The sequence below is a fragment of the Gordonia sihwensis genome (assembly GCF_029632925.1).
Taxonomy (GTDB): Bacteria; Actinomycetota; Actinomycetes; order Mycobacteriales; family Mycobacteriaceae; genus Gordonia; species Gordonia sihwensis.
This window is the reverse complement of the sequence record NZ_CP121248.1, coordinates 676,181-696,033: the sequence shown is the minus strand read 5'-3', so window position 1 is coordinate 696,033 and position 19,853 is coordinate 676,181. Positions and strand designations below refer to the sequence as shown.

At 68.7% G+C, this 19,853-nt stretch carries 16 protein-coding genes; 7 read left to right on the top strand and 9 right to left on the bottom strand.

Annotated elements, in window-relative coordinates; translation table 11 throughout:
- Nucleotides 1-28 precede the first annotated feature (28 nt).
- The 4 genes from P5P27_RS03490 to P5P27_RS03475 form a co-directional block, all read right to left on the bottom strand.
- Complete coding sequence (locus P5P27_RS03490) at nucleotides 29-949, bottom strand: 4-(cytidine 5'-diphospho)-2-C-methyl-D-erythritol kinase (RefSeq protein ID WP_006897678.1); 921 nt, start codon at nucleotides 947-949, stop codon at nucleotides 29-31.
- Complete coding sequence (gene rsmA / locus P5P27_RS03485; RefSeq protein ID WP_006897677.1) at nucleotides 949-1,845, bottom strand: 16S rRNA (adenine(1518)-N(6)/adenine(1519)-N(6))-dimethyltransferase RsmA; 897 nt, start codon at nucleotides 1,843-1,845, stop codon at nucleotides 949-951. Before rsmA ends, P5P27_RS03490 begins: the two co-directional genes overlap by 1 nt.
- 64 nt (nucleotides 1,846-1,909) lie before the next feature.
- Nucleotides 1,910-3,022: a resuscitation-promoting factor gene (locus P5P27_RS03480; protein WP_278126392.1), complete on the bottom strand. Its 1,113-nt coding sequence runs from the start codon at nucleotides 3,020-3,022 to the stop codon at nucleotides 1,910-1,912.
- Between the two features lie 76 nt (nucleotides 3,023-3,098).
- Nucleotides 3,099-3,977, bottom strand: a complete 879-nt coding sequence (locus tag P5P27_RS03475; protein ID WP_278126391.1) for a TatD family hydrolase — start codon at nucleotides 3,975-3,977, stop codon at nucleotides 3,099-3,101.
- A 273-nt stretch (nucleotides 3,978-4,250) separates the two neighbouring features.
- Between P5P27_RS03475 and P5P27_RS03470 the strand changes: the two genes are divergently transcribed.
- From P5P27_RS03470 to P5P27_RS03450, 5 genes are all read left to right on the top strand, one after another.
- Nucleotides 4,251-5,783: a DUF222 domain-containing protein gene (locus P5P27_RS03470; RefSeq protein ID WP_278126390.1), complete on the top strand. Its 1,533-nt coding sequence runs from the start codon at nucleotides 4,251-4,253 to the stop codon at nucleotides 5,781-5,783.
- Between the two features lie 2 nt (nucleotides 5,784-5,785).
- Nucleotides 5,786-6,517, top strand: a complete 732-nt coding sequence (locus P5P27_RS03465) for an HAD family hydrolase (RefSeq protein ID WP_045537780.1) — start codon at nucleotides 5,786-5,788, stop codon at nucleotides 6,515-6,517.
- Nucleotides 6,518-6,644: 127 nt separating this feature from the next.
- Nucleotides 6,645-9,014 (top strand): glycoside hydrolase family 65 protein, encoded by a 2,370-nt coding sequence (locus tag P5P27_RS03460; RefSeq protein ID WP_045537778.1) that lies wholly within the window; start codon nucleotides 6,645-6,647, stop codon nucleotides 9,012-9,014.
- 31 nt (nucleotides 9,015-9,045) lie between these two features.
- A complete protein-coding gene (gene metG, locus P5P27_RS03455) occupies nucleotides 9,046-10,617 on the top strand; it encodes a methionine--tRNA ligase (protein ID WP_278126388.1) in 1,572 nt (523 codons plus the stop codon).
- A complete protein-coding gene (locus tag P5P27_RS03450) occupies nucleotides 10,614-11,819 on the top strand; it encodes an aminodeoxychorismate synthase component I (protein ID WP_278126386.1) in 1,206 nt (401 codons plus the stop codon). The genes metG and P5P27_RS03450 overlap by 4 nt, the downstream gene beginning before the upstream one ends.
- On the opposite strand, the gene P5P27_RS03445 is transcribed toward P5P27_RS03450, so the two are convergent.
- Together P5P27_RS03445 and rsmI are read right to left on the bottom strand one after the other, a co-directional pair.
- Nucleotides 11,788-12,864 (bottom strand): tellurite resistance/C4-dicarboxylate transporter family protein, encoded by a 1,077-nt coding sequence (locus tag P5P27_RS03445; RefSeq protein ID WP_278126384.1) that lies wholly within the window; start codon nucleotides 12,862-12,864, stop codon nucleotides 11,788-11,790. The genes P5P27_RS03450 and P5P27_RS03445 overlap by 32 nt on opposite strands.
- Before the next feature lie 2 nt (nucleotides 12,865-12,866).
- Nucleotides 12,867-13,673, bottom strand: coding sequence for a 16S rRNA (cytidine(1402)-2'-O)-methyltransferase (gene rsmI, locus P5P27_RS03440; RefSeq protein ID WP_101841731.1), 807 nt, complete (start codon nucleotides 13,671-13,673; stop codon nucleotides 12,867-12,869).
- Between the two features lie 101 nt (nucleotides 13,674-13,774).
- Between rsmI and P5P27_RS03435 the strand changes: the two genes are divergently transcribed.
- Entirely contained in the window at nucleotides 13,775-15,349 is a 1,575-nt protein-coding gene (locus tag P5P27_RS03435) for a dolichyl-phosphate-mannose--protein mannosyltransferase (protein ID WP_278126383.1), read from the top strand.
- Here the strand turns inward: P5P27_RS03435 and P5P27_RS03430 are convergent.
- Entirely contained in the window at nucleotides 15,303-16,517 is a 1,215-nt protein-coding gene (locus P5P27_RS03430) for an MFS transporter (RefSeq protein WP_006894770.1), read from the bottom strand. The two genes, P5P27_RS03435 and P5P27_RS03430, sit on opposite strands and share 47 nt — an antisense overlap.
- A 140-nt stretch (nucleotides 16,518-16,657) precedes the next feature.
- On the bottom strand, nucleotides 16,658-17,524 hold the full coding sequence (locus P5P27_RS03425) for a universal stress protein (RefSeq protein ID WP_006894768.1): 867 nt from the start codon (nucleotides 17,522-17,524) through the stop codon (nucleotides 16,658-16,660).
- A 176-nt stretch (nucleotides 17,525-17,700) separates the two neighbouring features.
- Here P5P27_RS03425 and P5P27_RS03420 point away from each other — a divergent pair, with 176 nt between their 5' ends.
- Nucleotides 17,701-18,000 (top strand): hypothetical protein, encoded by a 300-nt coding sequence (locus tag P5P27_RS03420; protein ID WP_278126379.1) that lies wholly within the window; start codon nucleotides 17,701-17,703, stop codon nucleotides 17,998-18,000.
- 15 nt (nucleotides 18,001-18,015) lie between these two features.
- On the opposite strand, the gene P5P27_RS03415 is transcribed toward P5P27_RS03420, so the two are convergent.
- Nucleotides 18,016-19,704 (bottom strand): cation:proton antiporter, encoded by a 1,689-nt coding sequence (locus P5P27_RS03415; protein WP_062367669.1) that lies wholly within the window; start codon nucleotides 19,702-19,704, stop codon nucleotides 18,016-18,018.
- Between the last annotated feature and the right edge of the window lie 149 nt (nucleotides 19,705-19,853).

Here is a 19,853-nt window from a genome sequence, read left to right as displayed (position 1 = left end):
TCGTCGGCGAGGTCAGTGGTCGGCGCGGTCAGTTGACCGCGATGAGGCGGGCGCCCGCCACCGGCCCGGACGCGGTCCGCACGGCCTTGGCCACACCGGACCCGGACAGTTCGGCGGCCACCCGGACGGCGGCGTCTTCGTCGGCGCACAGGAACGCGCAGGTGGGCCCGGACCCGGAGACGATCCCGGCGAGCGCTCCGGCCTCGCGGCCCGCCCGCAGGGTGCGCCGCAGCATCGGCTGCAGCGACAGCGCGGCCGGCTGCAGATCATTGTGGAGCAAAGGGGCCACGGCGCGCACATCGCCCGATGCGAGCGCCTGCATCAGCTCGTCCGGACGGGCGACGCCCGCGGCGGCGGGCTGGTCATCGCCGTCGCGGGCCCGGAGCCGGTCGATCTCCCGGTACACGTCCGGAGTGGACAGCCCGCTGCCCGACACCGCGAGCACCCAGTGCAACGCGCCGCGGTGCAGCACCGGCAGCAGTTGCTCTCCCCGGCCGGTGCCGAGCGCTGCGCCGCCGACCACGGAGAACGGGACGTCCGAGCCCAGTTCCGCGGCGATGGCGAGGAGTTCGTCGCGGGCGATGTCGAGCCGCCAGAGCCGGGCCGCAGCGACGAGCGCCCCGGCGGCGTCGGCGGAGCCGCCGGCCATGCCCCCGGCCACCGGAATCGTCTTGTCGATGGTGATCGCCACGTGCGGGTCCATCCCGGCATGGCGCGCCAACGCGACCACGGCCCGCGCGGCGAGGTTCGTCGCATCCGACGGCACCTGTCGGCGGTTCTCGCCGCGGACGGTCACCGACAGCGCGTCGTCGCCGCGCACGGTGACCTCGTCGTAGAGCGACAGCGCACAGTACAGCGTCGACAGTTCGTGGTATCCGTCGTCGCGGAGCGGCCCGACGCCCAGGTGCAGATTGATCTTCGCCGGGACCCGGGCGGTCGCGCCACCCATCATCGGGCGGCTCCGGTCTCGATCCCGGCTGCGTGGCCGGCGCGCGCGAGCCGGACGAAGTCGTCGACGTCGCACCGTTCCCCGCGGAGCCCGGGGTCGATTCCCGCCGCTCGGAGGAGTTCTTCGGCCCGCGGGGCGCTGCCCGCCCACGACGAGAGCGCCGACCGCAGGGTTTTGCGGCGCTGAGCGAATGCGGCGTCGATCGCGGCGAATGTCTGCGCCCGCAGCTCCGGGTCGGTCCCGTAGACGTCGCGGCGGTCGATGCGGACCAGGCCGGACTCGATCTTGGGTTCGGGCCAGAACACGTGTTTGCCGACGGAACCGGCTCGGGCCACGTCCCCGAAGAAGCGGGCCTTCACGCTCGGCACCCCGTAGATCCGGCCGCCCGGAGCGGCGGCGAGACGGTCGGCCACTTCGGCCTGCACCATCACGAGCGCGGTGCGGATGGTCGGGAACTGCGCCATGAGGTGCAACAGCACCGGAACCGCGACGTTGTACGGCAGGTTCGCGACCAGCGCGGTCGGCGCGTACGGGAGGTCGGCGGGGGTGACGGTGAGGGCGTCCGCGGTGACGACGTCGAAGTTCGCCGCCTGTGCGGGCGCGAACTCGGCGATCGTCCGCGGCAGTCGCGCGGCGAGCGTGCGGTCGATCTCCACCGCCACCACGCGGCCGGCCTCGGCGAGCAGCGCGAGGGTCAGCGATCCGAGTCCCGGTCCCACTTCCAGAACCACGTCGTCGGCACCGACGCCGGACACCGACACGATCCTGCGAACGGTGTTGGCGTCGTGGACGAAGTTCTGCCCCAGCGTCTTGGTCGGGCGCACATCGAGCTCTGCGGCGAGTGCGCGGATCTCGGCGGGACCGAGCAGACGAGGCGAATCAGGGACGATGTTCACCTGAACATTGTGACTGATGATCGTCGGGAGGTGCCGCAGCGGACGGCTGCACCGCGGGCGAGGATCAGCGGAGGCCGATCTGCGACGAGCAGGACGGCCACGCGCCCCAGCCCTGAGCGGCCTGCGTCTTCTCCGCGATGGCGATCTGCTCCTCGCGAGTGGCGAGATCCGGACGCGGCGCGTACTCCTGGCCGCCCCAGCGATCCCAGGTGTTCTGGTCGAACTGGATGCCGCCGTAGAACCCGTTGCCGGAGTTGATGGCCCAGTTGCCGGTCGATTCGCACTGAGCGAGACGATCCCAGACGCCGTACGGAACCGCCGGCGCACCCGGCTTGGTTCCGACGCGGACCGTGGCGGCCTTGGGCTCCACGAGAACCTTCTCGCTGATCTTGGTCTTCTTGACGACCTTGCCGTTGACGGTGGTGATCGAGTACTTCACATCGGCCTTGCCGGGAGTACCCGGATCCTCGACCTTCTTGGTTCCCCGGGTCAGCGTGTCGTCGTCCTTGGTGTTCTCCGGCGGCTTGACGTCCTCGGTGAGGGTCTTCTCCTCGGTCTTGATCCGGGTGACGCGGATGTCCATGTCCTTGCTGACCGGAGTCTGCGCCGCGGGCACCACCTTGTCGGTGGGCGAGAGCGGCTTGCCCGCACGGGCGAGGAGGTCGCCGACCGTCTTGGCCGCAATGCTCGGCGTCGACTTCTGGCCGCCGTCGTCGAGCTTGACCCGCTTGGGCAGGGTGACGTCGAGATCGGCACCGTCCACCGGAAGCACGTCGTTCAGCGGTACGGTCACCGCGCTGGTCGCCATGCCGCGCTCAGCGAGAACCTGACCGACGGTGGACGCGTTGGTGGTGATGCTCAACGGCCTGCCGTCGACCACCAGCTGCACTTTCTTGAGTCGGTCGACCGTGATGGTCTGGTTGTCACGCGGCGCACTCGAGAGCGGCACGTTCACCTTGTCTCCGTCGGCAGGGTCGATGCCGTTGTCGCGCAGCACGCTCCCGACCGAGAAGGCCATCGTGCTCACATGCATGGTCTGTCCGTCGACCGCCAGCGTCACCTCCTTGTGCATGACTGCTCCGGTGACGGCTCCGGCCGTGACGGTGGTCAGCACGGCTCCGAGGGCTACTCGGGCGCGCATGGAGGTGGACGTGTTGATTCTCTTCAAGACAGACATACAGTTCCCTGCCGGGTTGGGTATAGCTATCCGCGTCGGCAGCACGGATCACGGTACGGTAACGAATCGGGGTGGGTTACCGCAACGGAAACTTGTATATCCGGCGCGCATTTGCTCCAAGCGTGTGGGCCAACTCGTGATCGTCGACGCCGCGCAGTGCGGCCAGCGCGCGAGCGGTGTAGGGCACGCAATAGGACTGATTGGGCTGGCCACGGTAGGGATGCGGGGTCAGGAACGGTGCGTCGGTCTCCACCAGCAACTGCTCGTCGGGAGTCAGAAGTGCGGCCTCACGCAACTCGCCGGAGTTGTTGAACGTCACAGTGCCGGAGAAGCTCAACACATACCCGAGGTCGACACATTCGCGGGCGATCGCACGGTCGCCGGAGAAGCAGTGCATCACCACCGTCTCCGGCGCCCCCTCGGCCGCGAGGACGTCCAGCAGGTCGCGATCGGCGTCGCGATTGTGGATCATCAGCGCTTTGCCGGATCGTTTGGCCAGATCGATGTGCCAGGCGAAGGCGTCGCGTTGGGTGGTCGGGTCCGCGCAGTCGTCCGAACGGGTCGTCCAGTAGTAGTCCAGACCGGTCTCACCGACGGCCACCACGCGGGGGTCGTCGACCATCCGTTCCAGCTCGGCTCGGGCCTCGTCATCCAGATCGGCGGCATGAGTGGGATGCAGTCCGACGGCCGCGAACGCTCGTCGGTCCCAATGCGCGGCGGCGACAGCCCAGCGGGCGTCGACCATGTCGTCGGCGACGGTGACCACCTGCTCCACGCCGACCGACTCGGCGTGGTCGAGGATGGCTCGGACGTCGGCCTCCGTCCGCCCGCCACAGGCCGCCAGGTGCGTGTGTGCGTCGACCAGCCCGGGCAGCGGTTCCGGGTCCGGTGGCGGCAGGCGTCGCTTACGCTTCTTGATCTCCTTGGCGGTGAGTTCACCCGTCGAGTCGGTCACAGACCCACCTTGCCCGAGATCGTGTCCATCACGGAAATCCGGGTCCGCCCGGAAACTGGGGCACTTCGCAGTCGATGCTCTGCCCAGGCCGCCGTTCGAGGGTTTTCCACCGAAACCATTGAGCCTGTCACCGATGCCCCACGGCGTAGCAGAGTTGAGCCGGCGCACGTGCGTCCGGCTATGAAATCAGTTTTGTCATACCCGATTGGTAGTGTTCAGATATCCAAGAAAACATGGTTTGACCAGCTGAAACACTCGGGGGAGGTGGCAGCGATGACCGATCCGATCACCGATTCGGTCGCCACTGTCGTTGCCACCGGTGCACTGCCGGACCGGCCTTCAGAGTTGTTGGCATTGATCGATGCCGCGGCGGTCAAACTCGCCGAAACCTCCCTGTCACCGGAGACCGAACCGGAACTGCTGGCCCACACACAGACCGCCGAACGGATCCGGCGACGCTGGGACGGCATCTCCGCGGCGCTGCTGGTGGAGGTCTCCGACCGCAACGCGCACCGCACCGCCGGCTATCTGAATCCGCACCAATACCTCTCACAGGGCTTGCGGCTCGGAACCCGCGAGGCGGGTCGACGGCTCCGGATGACCGAGACCATCGGCGAGTTCTCCAACTTCCAAGGTGAAACCCTGCCTCCACGCAAGCCCGCCACCGCCGCCGCGGTCGCGGCCGGGACCGTCGGCGCCGAACACGCTCTGGTGATCTCGGCCGTTTTGGCGAAAGTGCCCGGCTGCATCTCGCCGGAGGTCAAAGCCCGCGCGGAGGCCGAACTCGCTCACGCTGCGGCCGGGTTGAACCCCGATGATCTGGGCAAGGTCGGTGACCGCCTGCTCGCTCACCTGGACCCCGACGGTCAGGAGAGCGATCACGTCGACCGGCAACGCCAACGCGGAATCACCATCCTCCCGCAAGACCGACAACTCATGAGCAAAGTCCGCGGCGCGATGACTCCGGAGTTGCGGGCGAAGTTCGAGGTGATCTTGACCGCCTGGGCCGCACCCGGCATGAACAACCCCGCCGACCCCGACTCACCTACCGGAACCATCGACGCCGACGGCATCGACGCCGAGGCTCTGGCGGCGGCGCGGGGCCGGGATCTGCGCAGCGCCGCTCAGCGCACACACGACGCACTGCTGGCCCTGTGCGACTACGTTCTCGCCCACGGCGGACTCGGAGCACCGAACCGGATACCAGCCGAACTCGTCATCACCGTCACCGACCAGGAACTCGCCGCCCACGCCGGAATCGCCCTGACCGCCACCGGCACCCGCATCCCGATCGGCGAACTCGTCCGGCTCGCCGCCGACGCCGTCCCGCACCTGGCCGTCTTCCGCAATCACACCAGCGAAGTCCTCTACCAAGGCCGCGCGGCACGGTTCGCGAGCAAAGCGCAGCGGTTGGCGTTGTTCGCCCGCGACCGCGGCTGCACCGCACCCGGCCGCGACCGACCCTTCGCCCAAACCCAGGCCCATCACGCACCGGACTGGATCACCCCCGCCGGACGCACCGACATCGACGCCCTCGGCGCCGCCTGCGGACGCCACAACCGCGCCGTCGGCACCAAACGCGGCCAATGGGAAACCACCACCCTCACCGACGGACCCCACACCGGACGCATAGCCTGGCGACCGGCCACCACCAATCACCCCTGGCGACTCAACCCCATCCACCACGCCGGACAAGCGAAGAATCTGCATCCGCCGAATCCGCACCCGCCGGCCCGTGCGGATGCAGCCGCCGGGGACACGACACGTCTGACGGGTAGAGACCCCGATCGGCGGGTAGCGTCGTGACCGTGCTGGGACTCCCTGATGACATCACGGTTGCGCTCTTCGACCTCGACGGAGTGCTCACCGACACCGCATCGGTGCACCGCGTCGCGTGGACGGACGCGTTCAACACCTTCCTGACCCGACGAGCCGGCGGCGACATCGGAGGCCGGACCGACAGCCTCCGCCCGTTCACCGACCAGGACTACTTCGACTACGTCGACGGGAGGCCCCGAATGGACGGCGTGCGCACCTTCCTCGCGTCGCGGAGCATCACCGTCGACGACGACACCGCCGCATCGATCGCGGACGGAAAGAACGACGCCTTTCTCGCCGCGCTCGCCCGCGACGGCGTCACCGCCTACCCCGGTTCCGTCCGCTACCTGCACGCCGCCCGCGAGGCAGGGCTTCACATCGCGGTGGTGACCAGTTCCCGCAACGGCGAGCAGGTCCTCGAAGCCGCGGGACTGACGCAGTTCGTGGAACAGCGCGTCGACGGCAACACCATCGTCGCCGAGCGACTCGCGGGCAAGCCCGCGCCCGACTCGTACCTGCGGGGTGCGGAACTGATGGGTGTCGCTCCCTCCGCCGCGGCGGTCTTCGAGGACGCGGTGTCCGGGGTCGCCGCGGGCGCTGCCGGTGACTTCGGCTACGTCGTGGGCATCGATCGCGTGGGCAGCGGCCAGTCGGATGCGATGAAAGCCGCCGGTGCCTCTATCGTCGTCACCGACCTCGACGATCTTCTCGCCGAGAACTGACCGCCCACCGCGCCGCCGAACCGAGCAGCTACGAGCCCGAGAAGGACCGTCCGTGATCGAACCGACCACCAGCGAGCTGGCCCACACCACGCACGGCGACACGTCGAGCCACACGGACCCGGTCAACATCCCGCAGCACGGCGTGCACCCGGTGGAGGGATTCGACGTCAGCCCGTGGCAGTTGCGCTGGCGGGGACTGGACATCGACATGATCGGCCGCACCGAGACCCTGTTCGCGCTGTCGAACGGTCACATCGGACTGCGCGGCAGCTTCGAGGAAGGCGAACCCGTCGACAAGCCGGGCACCTACTTGAGCGGGTTCTACGAGTTGCGCGACCTGCCCTACGCCGAGAGCGGCTACGGCTACCCCGAGTCCGGACAGACCGTCGTCAATGTGACGGACGCCAAGATCATCCGCCTGCTCGTCGAGGACGAGCCGATGGACCTGAGGTACGGGCGCACCGTCGAGCACGAACGTGTACTCGATTTCCGCACCGGCACCCTGCGGCGCAGCACCCTGTGGACCTCGCCGACCGGGCGCACCGTCCGCATCCGATCCGAACGACTGGTCTCGTTCACCAAGCGCACCATCGCCGCGATCCGCTACGAGGTGGAGCCGATCGGTGAAGACATGAAACTGGTCCTCCAGTCCGATCTGCTCGCCAACGAGCCGATGGGCGGGGCGGCCTCCGCCAAGGAGGATCCGCGGTTGGCGGCGGCGCTGGAGCGCCCACTGGTCGCCGATCTCGCGGACTGCGAAGACTTCTCCGCGGTTCTCGTCCACCACACCGCACGCTCGGGACTCGCCGTGGCGGCGGGCATGGACCACGAACTGGAACTGCCCGCATCCGCGGACACCTCGATCCGCGCAGACGGCGACCTCGCACGCCTCACCGTCGCGGCCGCCGTGCCCCAGGGCACCAAGCTGGTGCTCACCAAGTACATGGGCTACGGCTGGTCGGCCCGACGGTCGGTGCCCGCGCTGCGCGCCCAGGTGGACGCCGCGCTGGCAATGGCCAAGGAGACCGGTTGGGAGGCCCTTAAACAGGAGCAGTCCGACTACCTCGACGAGTTCTGGCTCGACGCCGACATCGAACTCGACGGCGATCCCGAACTCCAGCAGGCCGTGCGCTTCTCCCTGTTCCATGTGCTGCAGGCCGGTGCACGCGGGCAATCGCGCGCCATCCCGGCCAAGGGGCTCACCGGCCCCGGCTACGACGGCCACACGTTCTGGGACACCGAGAGCTTCGTGCTGCCGATGCTGACCTACACGGTTCCCGCCGCCGCGGGCGAGGAACTCCGCTGGCGGCACGCCACGATGGACAAGGCCCGGTCGCGGGCCGCCGAACTCGCACAGCACGGCGCCATGTTCCCGTGGCGGTCGATCAACGGTGACGAGTGCTCCGGCTACTGGCCGGCCGGCACCGCGGGAGTCCACGTGTCCGCCGACATCGCGAACGCCACCGCCCGATACATCCGCGCCACCGGCGACGAGGCGTTCGAGGTCGAGTGCGGCGTCGAGCTGCTGGTGGAGATCGCCAGGTTCTTCGCCGGATTCGGCCACCACGATTCGGCGGGCAAGTTCCGCATCGACGGAATCACCGGCCCCGACGAGTACACGGCGATCGTCAACAACAACGTCTTCACCAATCTCGCCGCACAGCAGGCACTGCGCGACGCGGTCGCTGCGTGCTCGCGCCAGCCCGTCGTGGCACGACAGCTCGGCGTGACGCACGACGAGACCGCCTTCTGGACGCAGTGCGCCGACGATATGACCGTGCCCTACGACGACGCACTCGGCGTTCACCAGCAGTGCGAGTCGTTCACCAAACTCGACCGGTGGGACTTCGAGCGGTCGAAGGGCAGGTACCCGCTGCTGCTCAACTACCCGTACTTCGACCTGTACCGCAAGCAGGTGGTGAAGCAGGCCGACCTCGTCTTCGCCATGTACCTGTTCGGCGACCGCTTCACCCCTGAGCAGAAACTGGCGAACTTCGACTACTACTACCCGATCACCGTGCGCGACTCGTCGCTCTCGGCCTGCTGCGAGGCGGTCACCGCGGCCGAGGTCGGATACCTCGACCTCGCCTACGACCTGATGAGCGAATCGGTATTCACCGATCTGCACGACCTGCACAACAACGTCTCGTCGGGACTGCACATCGCGGCACTGGCCGGCGCCTGGACCGACTGCGTCGCCGGATTCGGCGGGATGCGCGACTTCGACGGTCAGGTCACCTTCGCCCCGCGCCTTCCTTCGAAGCTCAGCTACATGTCGTTCCGCATGATGATCCGCGAATCGCGCATCGTCGTCGCCGTCGACTCCGACACCGCGACCTACCGACTGCTGTCGGGTCCGACGGTCGAACTCGCCCATCACGGTGAGCGATTCGTCCTCGGCGACGATCCGGTCACCCTCGGCATTCCACGGCTCGGGCCGCGCACCGCACCCGAGGCCCCGCCCGGATGCGAGCCGTACCAGCGCTCAGCGCGGTAGACGAATCGCGAGCACGTACAATCGGGCTACTATGCCGAGCGAGTCCTTTGGCGCGTCGTCGCCCTTCTACATCACCACCGCCATCGCGTACCCGAACGGCGCCCCGCACATCGGGCACGCCTATGAGTTCATCTCCGCGGACGTCCTCGCGCGATTCAAGGCGCTGGACGGCTTCGACGTCCGGTTCCAGTCCGGCACCGACGAGCACGGTCAGAAGATGCAGCAGACCGCGGAGAAGGAGGGCGTCTCCACCGCGGAACTGGCGAAGACCAACTCCGATCGCTTCGAGGCGCTGCACGCCGCGCTCGGCACCGATCTGAGCCGGTTCATCCGCACCACCGACTCCGACCACCACCGGGCGTCGGAAGAGATCTGGAAGCGGATGGAGGCGGCGGGCGACATCTACCTCGACTCCTACGCCGGCTGGTACGACGTCCGCGACGAGGCCTTCTTCACCGAGGACGAGACGACCCTCGACGAGGACGGCAACCGCGTTGCGACCGAGAACGGTCACGTCCTCACCTGGACCGAGGAGCAGACCTACTTCTTCCGCCTCTCCAACTATCAGGACCGTCTCCTCGCGTTGTACGACGAGCATCCCGAGTTCATCGGACCGGACGTGCGGCGCAACGAGGTCCGCAGCTTCGTCGCGGGCGGCCTCAACGACCTCTCCATCTCGCGCACCACCTTCGACTGGGGCGTGAAGGTCCCGGGCGCGCCCGAGCACGTGATGTACGTGTGGGTGGACGCCCTCACCAACTACCTCACCGGAGTCGGTTTCCCGGACGACCAGCAGACGCTGGAACGTTACTGGCCCGCCGACCTGCACATCATCGGCAAGGACATCATCCGATTCCACTGCGTCTACTGGCCGGCCTTCCTGATGAGCGCCGGTATCGACGTCCCGAAACGGGTCTTCGCGCACGGCTTCCTGTTCAACCGCGGCCAGAAGATGAGCAAGTCGGTGGGCAACGTCGTCGACCCGCACGAACTGGTCGAGAAGTTCGGGCTCGACACGGTGCGCTACTTCTTCCTCCGCGAAGTGTCGTACGGGCAGGACGGCTCCTACTCGGCGGAGGCGATCGTCTCGCGCAACAACTCCGATCTCGCCAACGAGTACGGCAACCTCGCCCAGCGCACCCTCAGCATGATCGGCAAGTACTTCGGGTCGCAGGTGCCCGAGCCGGGTCAGTTCACGGCCGAGGACCGCGCCCTGCTCGACGCCGCCGACGCTCTGCTGCCGCGCGTCCGTGAACAGTTCGACAAGCAGGCCATTCACCTCGGGCTCGAAGCACTGTGGTCGGTGCTGGCCGACGCCAACCGGTACGTCTCCGCGCAGGAGCCGTGGAAGCTCGCCAAGACCGACCTCGACCGCACGGCCACCGTGCTCTACGTATGCGCCGAAGTGGTGCGCATCGTGACACTGCTGGTGCAGCCGGTGATGCCGCAGTCGGCCTCCACCCTGCTCGATCTGCTCGCCGTCGGCTCAGATGACGCCGATCGCCGGTTCACCGCCGTCACCGACCGGCTGACGCCGGGTACCGCCCTGCCGAAGCCCGCCCCGGTGTTTCCGCGCCAGGAAAGTCCCGCCGCGGACGCATGACTCGTGATCCGGCGCCGGCGCGGGGACCCTCCGCGCTCGACGTCCTCCGCTCATTCCACGCGGCCGCCGCCGATCGCGGACTGCCCGGCCCGGCCGGGCTGATCGGTGACTGGGCCGATGCCGACGCGGTGATCGCACCGTCGATCGAACTGGTCCCCGGGCTCGCGCCACCCGACCGGCCCGACGGGTACTGGTTCGGCGCACTCGGATTCCCCGTCCGGGCTGAGGAGTCCCCGCTGCCCTCGGTGGTCGGGGGCGTCACCGACGGAGTGCTGACGTTGTCGCACGGCGAATGGTCGTGGAACACCGCCACCGGTGCCCCGCTGCCGGACTGGGCCCGGGCGGCGCTGGAGGCGGCGGCTCCACCCGAGTCGAGGCGGTGGTCGGCCGAATGGGTCTCCCCCGACCGGGACCGACATCTGTTCGCCGTCCAGAAGTGCCTCGACGCCATCGCCGACGGCGAGGTCTACCAGGCATGCGTCTGCACGCAGTTCCACGGGCAGCTCGAGGGCCGGCCCATCGATTTCTTCGCCGACATCGCCGCCGCCACGGCGCCGGCGAAGGCGGCCTGGTTGTCCGGGGGTTGGGGATCCGTCGCGAGCTTCAGCCCCGAGTCGTTTCTGGACCGGCGGGGCGACCGGGTGACGTCGTCGCCCATCAAAGGCACGGCTCCGGCCGCCGCCGACCCAGCGGTACTCGCCGCGTCCACCAAGGACGTGGCCGAGAACGTGATGATCGTCGACCTCGTCCGCAACGATCTCGGGCGCGTCGCGCGCACCGGATCGGTGACCGTGCCCGATCTGCTGACGGTGGTCGGCGCCCCGGGCGTGTGGCATCTGGTGTCGACGGTGGCCGCGACCCTGCGTGCGGAGGTCGGCAACCGCTCCCTGCTCGATGCCGCCTTCCCACCCGCATCGGTCACCGGAACCCCGAAGATCCGCGCGGCCGAGTTGCTCGCGGATTGGGAGGATCACGCGCGCGGGATCTACTGCGGCGCGGTGGGCGTCGCGGGCCCGGGCGGCCTGCTCGATCTCAACGTGGCGATCCGCACGGTGGCCGTCGGCCCCGACGGCGGCCTCACGCTCGGCGTCGGCGGCGGGATCACCATCGACTCGTCACCGGCCGCGGAGTGGCAGGAATGCCTCGACAAGGCGGCCTCGATCGTCGGCTTCACCTCGCATCCGGGCCCGCGTTCTCGATAGACCGCAGCGGCAGCAGCCGGGGCGACCGACCGGCCAGCGAAGCCGCGAACCCCGCGAAGGTCACGAACCAGGCCGCCGTGGCGATCCAGATCTCGACGTGCCCGATGTGATCGATCAGCGGGGTACCGTTCACCGAGCCGATCTGGTGACTGCCGACTCCGTACATGCCGAGCGGGAACACGATGGCCCAGAACGAGGCGTCGTAGCGGAGTGGTATCCGGTGGCGGATATGCCGCCAGTACCCGGCGAACAGCAACGGCGGTACCAGCCAGGTACCGAACGCCCAGAAGAAGACCGACACCGATTCGACGGTTCCGCGCATCACGTCCAGCACCGGCACGTCCGCCATGCTCTCGATGTTCGCGCCCGCGACCACGGTGATCGCCGTCGCCCCCATCGCGATCCAGTACGCGCCGCTCAACTGGTCCGGTTTCGGATGGTGCATGAATATTCGCGCGGCCACGAACAGAGCCACGGCCATGTAGAGGAACACCCCGACCGCCCAGCACAGCGCGGCCAGCAGCGCGAGCTCGGCCTGACCGCTGGTGACGTGGGGCTGAACGGCGGCGGCGAAAACGGCCACCGACTGCGTCGCCACCACCCAGAGGAACCAGGTGCCGTCGGCCCGCTCGAGCTGCGACTGGCCGATGCGTGCGGTGAACGCCATCGGCGGCAGCGCATAACCCAGGACCAGCCACATCGAGGCGGCGAAGCCCAGCAGCACCAGGGCCGCGACGAGATGGCCGTCGAGCATCAGCCGGGTCCCGAGCACACTCGTCGCCGCGACGACGGTGAAGAAGCCGAAAGTGCGGTTCGGCACCCGGAGGTCGAAGACCACCGCGTCGCGATGCCGGGCGAGCCGGGCCGCATTGAGCAGCAGCAGCACGCCGAAGGCGAGACCGGTGATCCACATCAGGATCACCGACAGCAGCCGCCAGCCTTCGATCTCGGTCGCGATCGACACGATCCCGGTAGCCATCACCAGGGAGAAGTAGGCGGGATTCAGCTCGCGAACCACGTCGTCGAGACCGCGCAGCCGTGCCACGCTCACTCCCCTCGGCTCTCCAGCACGGCCTGGTACACGTCCCGCCGCGAGTAGGCGGTACCGGCGGCGGCCCGGGCGGACGCGTCCTTCAGCCGCAGCCCCGAGTCTGCGAGCCGGCGGGCCCGCTCCACCACCTCGTCGAGTCCCACCGTCTCGTCCGTCTCGGACGCTCCGGCGATCACGACGGTGATCTCGCCTTTGACGCCATCGGCCGCCCACTCGGCGAGCTCGTCGAGCCGGCCACGCCGCACCTCCTCATAGGTCTTGGTGAGTTCCCGGCAGACCGCGGCGCGGCGGTCCGGACCCAGCACGTCGGCGGCGTCGGCGAGAGTCTGCGCCAGCCGGTGCGGAGATTCGAAGAACACGACCGTGCGCGGCTGCGTGCGCAGTTCGGCCAGCCAGTCCCGGCGCGCGCCCTGTTTGCGGGGAGCGAAGCCGTCGAAGCAGAACCGTTCGGACGGCATCGCCGACAGCGCCAGCGCGGTCGTCACCGCGGACGGACCCGGCAGACACGTGATCGGCAGCCCCGCGTCGGCACACGCGACCACCAGCCGGTAGCCGGGATCGCTCACCGACGGCATCCCCGCATCGGTCACCAGCAGCACCGTCGCTCCCCCGACGATCGCCTCCACCAGAGCCGGCGCTCTGGACGCTTCCACCTGGTCGTAGTAGCTGATCACCCGGCCGTTGATCTCGACGTCGAGCGCCGCCGCCAGCGCACGCGTCCGGCGAGTGTCCTCGGCGGCCACGATGTCGGCCGAACCGAGCGCCTCGCGGAGCCGGGGCGACGCGTCGCCGGGCTGTCCCATCGGAGTCCCGGCCAGCACCAGCCGTCCGGCCCCCGCTGCGCTCGACTGTCCGTCACTACTGGTCACCGACTCAGACTACTGATCCGGCTACCATCGCACAGGTGACCCCCGCCGCCATCCTCGACCGCGCGACCGCGGAAGACCGCGCGCTCACCGAAGACCTCGGCACGGCACCCGGTCCGCGCGTCCCGGAGCCGGTGTTCGGGCCCACCGACCGGCTCCGCGGCACCGTCGTCGGCGCGATCCTGGTCCTCATCGCGGTGGCCACCAGGTTCTGGGATCTGCAGCACCCGACCGACAAGGGCACACCGGTCTTCGACGAGAAGCACTACGTCCCGCAGGGATGGCAGGTCCTGACCGGCGGCAACTTCATCGAGGACAATCCCGCGTACGGCCTGGTGGTCCACCCGCCCGTGGGCAAGTGGATCCTCGCGGGCGGCGAATGGATGTTCGGCTACAACCCGATGGGCTGGCGTTTCATGTCGGCGGTCTCGGGTGTGATCATCGTGCTCGCGGTGTATCTGACGGTCCGGCGGATGGCGCGGTCGACGCTGATCGGCGCGATCGCCGGCGTCTTCGCGATCTGCGAGGGCGTGCTGTTCGTGCAGTCCCGCATGGGGATGCTCGACATCTTCCAGATCCTGTTCATCGTGCTCGCTTTCGCCGCCTTGATCGCCGACCGCGATCAGATGCGCCAGCGCATGCACCGGGTGTGGCTGCAGGGCCGGATGGACGACTCCCCCTTCGGTCCGCGCTTCGGCTTCCGCTGGTACCGGTTCACCGCCGGGGTGATGCTGGGGCTGGCCTGCGGCGTCAAATGGTCGGGCGCCTATTTCGTCATCGTGTTCACGCTGCTCTCACTGGCCTTCGACGTCTCGGCACGCCGCGCCTACCGCGTCCGGCGTCCGTGGGTCGGTGTGCTGCGACGCGACCTGATCCCGTCGGCGGCGTCACTGGGCGTGCTCCCCTTCCTCATGTACGTGGCGAGTTTCGCACCGTGGTTCTCGTCCGAGACCTCGGTCTACCGTTACGTGGTCGGAGAGAAGATCGGCGCCGGCGGCCCGTTCTCGTGGGTGCCTGCGGCCGTCCGGTCGTTCTGGTACTACGAGTCGGGCATCCTCGAGTTCCACGCCGGGCTGACCAACGCGGCGGGCAATCACCATCCGTGGGAGTCGAAACCCTGGACCTGGCCCATGGGTCTGCGTCCGATGCTCTACGCCATCTCCTACGGGCCTGATCAATGCGGTGGTTCGGACTGCGTGCGTGCGCAGATGCTGATCGGTACGCCGGCGATGTGGTGGCTGTCGCTGCCGATGATCGTGTGGGCGCTCTGGCGCATCGTGTCCCGCCGCGACTGGCGCTACGCGGCGGTCCTGGCCGCATACGGCGCGGGCATCCTGCCCTGGTTCGCCGACATCGACCGGCAGATGTACTTCTTCTACGCCACGGCGATGGCCCCGTTCCTGGTGATGGGGTTGGCACTGGTCTGCGGCGACCTCCTGCGCGCCGCACCCCGCGGCGCCACATCGGAGAGACGGCTGATCAGCGTCCTGGTGGTCTCGCTGTACATCGCGCTGGTGGTCGCGAACTTCGTGTGGCTCTGGCCGGTTCTGACCGGCGCGCCGATCTCTAACGTCGAATGGGGTCAGCAGATCTGGTTGCCGAGCTGGTCGTGAGCTGACGCGGTGTGACCAGCCACATCGCCAGGGCCAGCAGCACCACACAGCCCGTCACGATGAAGGCCGGGCCGAAACCGAAGACGTCGGCGACGAGACCGGTGAGGATCGGGCCCGACACCGCGCCGAGGTCGGAGGCCATGCCGTAGGCCGCGAGCGCGGATCCGCCACGCCGCTTGCCCGCCAGCATGTCGCCGAGCGCGGCCTGGTGCGTGGGTGCGAACAGGCCCGAGCCTACGCCGGCGACGGCGGTCAGAGCCAGCGCGATCCAGATGTCGGGCGAATAGCCCAGCAGCAGCGTCCCCGCAGCGGCCACGATCAGTCCGGGGATCATCACCGCTCGTCGCCCGTATCGATCCGACAACCGGCCCGACAGCAGGATCGCAATCATGTTGCCCGCGGCGTAGCACGCCAGAATGATGCCCGCCCAGGCCGTCCCGTAACCGAGCCCGTCTTGGACGAAGATCGGCACCAGTGCCACGCGGACCCCCATCGACGCCCAGCCCTGCGCGAAGTTCGAAGTCAGGATCGCGCGGTATTCGCGCTGTCGCAGCGACGCGAAGAACGCCGGCGCAGCGGGCAGGACCGCGTCGGCCGCGTCGGCGCGCTGCGGCTCGGGCGGAGGGGGCATGAACGTCGCCACCACAGCGGTCGCGACCAGCAACGCGATCGCGTACACCACGAACGGCAGACGGAGACCGAAGTCCACCAGCGCCGCACCGATCAGCGGTCCGGTGAGGTTGCCGACGAGAAAGCCCGCCGAGAAGTATCCGGAGGCCCGTCCCCGAACCTCCTGGGGCGAGAGCCGGATCAGCAATGCCATCGCCGAGACGGTGAACATCGTCGAACCGATGCCGCCCGCCGCCCGGAACACCAGCAGTTGCCAGTAACTCTGCGCGAACGCGCAGGCCGCGGTGCTCAGCGCGACGATCAGCAATCCGGTCAGGTAGATCTTGCGTTCCCCGAGGATCGTCACCAGACGGCCGCCTGCGGGCGCGAACAGCAGCCGCATCAGCGCGAACGCCGAGACCACGAACCCGGCCGCCGCCGACGACACGTCGAAGGTCTTGGCGAAGATCGGCAGCGCCGGGGCGATGAGACCGAAGCCGAGCGCGATCACGGCGTTCGCGATCAGCAGGATCCACAGTCCGCGAGGCAGGTTCTTCATTGTGGACTCAGATTATCGGGTGCGCGCGACCGGCCCGCGCATCCGGTCGGCGGCGGTCAGCGGCCGCCGCGAACGTGCAGGAGCCGGGCGCTTCCGCGCCCGGCTCCTGTCGAAACCCTGTCTCGCTACCGACGCTGCCGTCAGCGGCGGACGATCATCACCGGCACCTGCGCGTGATGGAGCACCTTCTGACTGCGCGATCCCAGCAGCAGGCCGGTGAAGCCGCCGCGGCCACGGCTGCCCATGACGATCAGCGAGGCCTTGTCGCCCGCGGCGTCGAGGATCGCCTTCGCCGGCTCCTCCGGAACCACCACGCGCTCCACCTCCACATCCGGGTAGTCCTGGCCGTATCCGGCCATGCGCTCGGCGACGGCCTCGACCGCCTGCTGCGACATCTCGTCGATCTCCTGCTCGTCGAGACCGAAACCGTGCAGGGCGTCGGCATCGAGCGGAGTCCAGGTGTGCACGGCGACCAGCTTCTTCTTCCGCAGATCGGCCTGGCGGTACGCCTCGGCCACCGCCGGGTCGCTGATCTTGGAGTCGTCGACGCCCACCACGACCGGTCCGTCACCGCCGAGGGCCCCGCCGGGCACGATCACGACGCGGCCCTTCGAGTGCGCGGCGACGCTGGTGCTCACCGAACCGAGGAACAGACCCTTCACACTGCTCAGACCGCGCGTGCCGAGCACGGTGATCTGCGCGTGTTCGCCGAGTTCGAGGAGCACGCGAGCGGCGTCTCCCTCGACGATCGAGCCGTTCAGCTTCACGTCCGGAGCCACCTCGCGAGCGGTGGCGGCGGCCTCCTGCACGAACCCGGTTGCTTCGCTGCGGATCGCGTCGATCACGTCCTGCGGGATCACGAGGCCGGGGGCGTAGTCACTGGTGGTGGAGCTGTATGCGGCGACGATCTTCAGATCGAGGTCCTCGAGGGCAGCCGCGGCAGCTGCCCACCGAACCGCATTGGTCGATTCGGGCGATCCGTCTACGCCGACCAGAATCAAGCTCATTTGCGACTGCTCTCCTTCACACCGGCCCGGAGCCCTTGTGTCGGCTTCCGTACTAAGCCTCGGCTCCCATTGTTCACCAAGAGCCCGGCCGCCGCATCGGTACTAGGTCCGGGTGTGTCGATCCGTACAATAGAGGTCAAACGTCCCCAACCCGACGCAATCGAGGTGTCCTGACGATGTCGACCACCACCGCCCCGCGCGAGATCCGCGACGCGGCGACGCATGTCTGCGTCACCCTCGCACTCGGAGTCGTGGTGCTGATCGCGGCGATGTCGACCAGCGGCGGACTCAACGAGTTCTTCATCCTCGCCGCCCCGAGCGTCGTGATCCTCGGGACCCTGGCGGCGATGGTCCGGACCTACCTGAACTGGAAATCGGGCGGCCGGTGGCAGATCTGGCAGGGTGCGACGTGGTTCCTGCTGGCGCTCTCGCTTCTCTGGTTCACCGGCGCACTGCCCAGCGTCATCGTGGACTGACCGGGCCGCAGCCGCTCACCGGCTCGCCTGCGCGTCGAGGCTGATCTCCTCCGCGTCGAGGCGCGCGAGCGCGGAGGTCAGGGCCTCCGAGCTGTAGGCCCCGCGGTCGCGGAGATCGATGAGTTCGGCACGCTGGCGGTCGATGATGACGCGTCGGACGCGCCGCATCTCGACCGCGTTGCGCAGACGCCGGTCCAGGACGTCGCCGGTGGGGTCGCCGTCGTCGGAGGCCTCCAGCGAGCGCACCTGTTCCACATTGCGGGCGAGCATGCTGTCGGAACAGACAGCGGGGTCGGTGAGCACTTCGACGCTGATGGAGGCCATCTCCCGGTTCAGCCGCTGCAGTTCACGCGCCGCGTCGGCACGGTGGTCGGGCAGCCTCATCCATTTGATGAACGCACCCAGCGTGCTGCCCTGGATCATCAGCGACCCGGTCGCGACGACGAAGGCGACGAGTACCAACAGCGAACGGTACGGCGTGTCGGCGGGGAGGGTCTGCGCCGCGGCCAGCGTGACGACACCGCGCATCCCCGCCCAGACCACCACGTGTCCTTCGCGGAAGCCGATCGACTCGGTCCGGTAGTACTCGATGTCCGCGAGCCGCCGGTCGATCCGGCGCTGGAACCGCCGCGTCAGCCGGTCGGCGGCCGCGTCGGGATCTCCCAGTCGGTCCTGCATCTGCTCGAGAATCGGCTCCCGGGCGATCACCCTGCGCGACCGCCGGGAGATGGCCGCGACCAGGGTCATCACGAATCCCCACCGGATCACCATCAACAGCACGAACGCGATCGCCGCGGGCCAGAAGGCGTGGATGACGCTTTCGTGGCTCGCCGTCACATCCATCACCAGGGCCTTCAGTTCGAGTCCCATGAGCAGGAAGACGCCGCCCTCCAAGAGCAACTCGACGGTTCGCCACGTCTGCTGGTCCGACTGCCGGTGCGCCGCGGTGAGCCTGCGCACCGACCCTCGGCCCGTCACCAGTCCGGCGGCCACCGCGGCCACCAGTCCGGAGGCGCCCATGATCTCGGTCGGCACGTACGCGATGTAGGGCGCGGTGAACGAGACCGCCGTCGCCACCGCGGCGTTCGAGATGCGCGCGCGGGCGACGATGAAGACCCAGCCCACCGCGCCGCCGACGATGACGGCGCCGATGATCGCCCAGACGAACGAGAGGGCCACGCCCACCATCGACAGTCCGCCCGCCATCGCGGCGATCGCGGCGCGGAGCACCACCAGCGCGCTCGCGTCGTTGAACAGACTCTCCCCCGAGAGCACCGTGATGAGCCGCTGCGGCGCACCGACCCGTTTGACGGTGGTGGTCGCGACCGCGTCGGTGGGACTGAGAATCGCACCGAGGGCCACGCCGGTGGCGTAATCCGCATCCGGCAGTATCAGCATGAAGAGCAGTCCCAGCAGGAGCGCGCTGATCACGACCAGCACGATCGACAGTCCGCTGATCGCCTGGAAGTCGCGCTTGAAGTCCATCGCGGGCAGCGCCACGGCCGCGGCGTACAGCAGCGGCGGAAGCACGCCGATCAACACGACCTCCGGATCCACCCAGATAGGCGGGACTCCCGGCAGGTAGCTCACGGCGACCCCGAAACCGACCAGCAGCAACGGCGCGGCGATCCGCACGCGGGGGGCGAGTTGGTTGGCGCCGGCGACCGCCAGCACGCACACGACGACGATTCCCACGATCTCCACGCGGTCATTCTCCCTTGCCGGCGGTGTGACCCGCGACACCGCCATATGTCCACGCTGACTGTGCCATCGAACATTGACAAGATCGGGCTGCGGTGCGACGCTTGGGACAACAAGTTCTACTTCGGCGGCCTTCGTCCACCGACGCAAGT